Origin of the sequence: Streptomyces sp. SID3212 (genome assembly GCF_009865405.1) — a bacterium.
GTDB lineage: Bacteria > Actinomycetota > Actinomycetes > Streptomycetales > Streptomycetaceae > Streptomyces.
In genome coordinates, this window is sequence record NZ_WWJY01001152.1 from 1 (window position 1) to 1213 (window position 1213).

General features: G+C 73.8%; 1 protein-coding gene and 1 pseudogene. Both read right to left on the bottom strand.

Annotation, left to right across the window (positions count from 1 at the left end; translation table 11 throughout):
- Positions 1 to 52 precede the first annotated feature (52 nt).
- On the bottom strand, positions 53 to 970 hold the full coding sequence (locus GT042_RS34480) for a hypothetical protein (protein ID WP_345944025.1): 918 nt from the start codon (positions 968 to 970) through the stop codon (positions 53 to 55).
- A 57-nt stretch (positions 971 to 1027) separates the two neighbouring features.
- A pseudogene (locus GT042_RS34485) lies at positions 1028 to 1213 on the bottom strand (hypothetical protein); the annotation flags it as partial.

The following is a 1213-nucleotide window of genomic DNA, read 5'->3' on the forward strand; positions in this document are numbered from 1 at the left end:
GCGTACGGACGGTCCGTCCCCGGCGCGGCGCGGATCCCGGCCCGCCCCTCGCTCACGGCCGGGAGCCGAGGGTACGGGAGAGCGCGAGGGTCCCCGCGACCGCCGCGACCACCGTCGGGTGGTGCTGGTCGGAGAAGCGCTCACCGGGATCGTCGCCGACGGGCTGCGCGTCGCGGGGGAACAGCCCGTCCTCGTGCTGGAGGGACGCCAGCCGCTCCCAGTCCCCGGCGTCGCAGCGCGGTTCCGGCAGACAGCTGCCGACGATCATCAGCTCGGCCATCAGGTCCCACTCACCGATCTCGGCCCAGATGTCCGTCCACACCGGCAGCCAGTCGCCGACGTACGCGCCGAGACCGGCGGCGAGGCCGTCGGGCAGGCGCCCCCAGTCGGTGCTGTGGAAGACCGTGTGCGTCATGTTGTACGCGTTCGTCCAGTCGACCAGCCACGGCTCGGGGAACGAGCCGAGCCAGGTCTCCCGGGTCAGCGCGTCCCAGTCGAAGGGAATCGGCCCCCGGTCGAGCCCGGCGACCCGCGCGGCGTTGGCGACGGCGAGGCGCCGGTTCGGCAGGACCTCCGCCGCCCGCGCCGAGCGCAGCGAGGTGGTGTGCGCGACCAGCCGTTCCAGCGCCCGGTGGCGGTAACCGCTCCGGGCGAAGTGGGTGTACGTCTCCAGCGGGTCGCTCATCATCGGGTACCGCAGCAGCCGCTCGTGGAGCATGGCGCCCTCGCCGAGCTGCTCCCAGCAGAAGTCGAGCAGTTCGCGGGCGATCCGCAGCTCCCGCGTGCCGGCCACCGCCTCGCGGACGACCAGTGAGGCGGCAAGCGCCGTCTCGCCGAGCGGCTTGTAGACGCTGTCGGGCTCGGCCAGCTGGGCCGTGCTGTCCGCCGGCAGCGCGCCGTGCTCGCGGTGGGTGTGGAGCCAGGTCAGGGCCTTGGAGGTGACCTGGTGGGCCAGGGGGGTGACGGACATGTCCATCGGGGTCTCGGTCCGATCCGTTCGTGGTCGGGTGTTGCTCGTGAGGGTCCGTCAGGTCGTGATCAGGCGGTGGGCGATGGCCGTGTCGAGCGCGAGCCGGTCCCCGCCCGCCATCACCTCGATGTGCTCGACCAGCGGCGCCGGGTCGAGCGCCAGTGGCACCCCGTCGGCGTGCAGCCACGCCAGCCAGCGCGTGATCCGCGCGGCGGTGGGGTAGTCGCGGCGCAGCACCGCGCG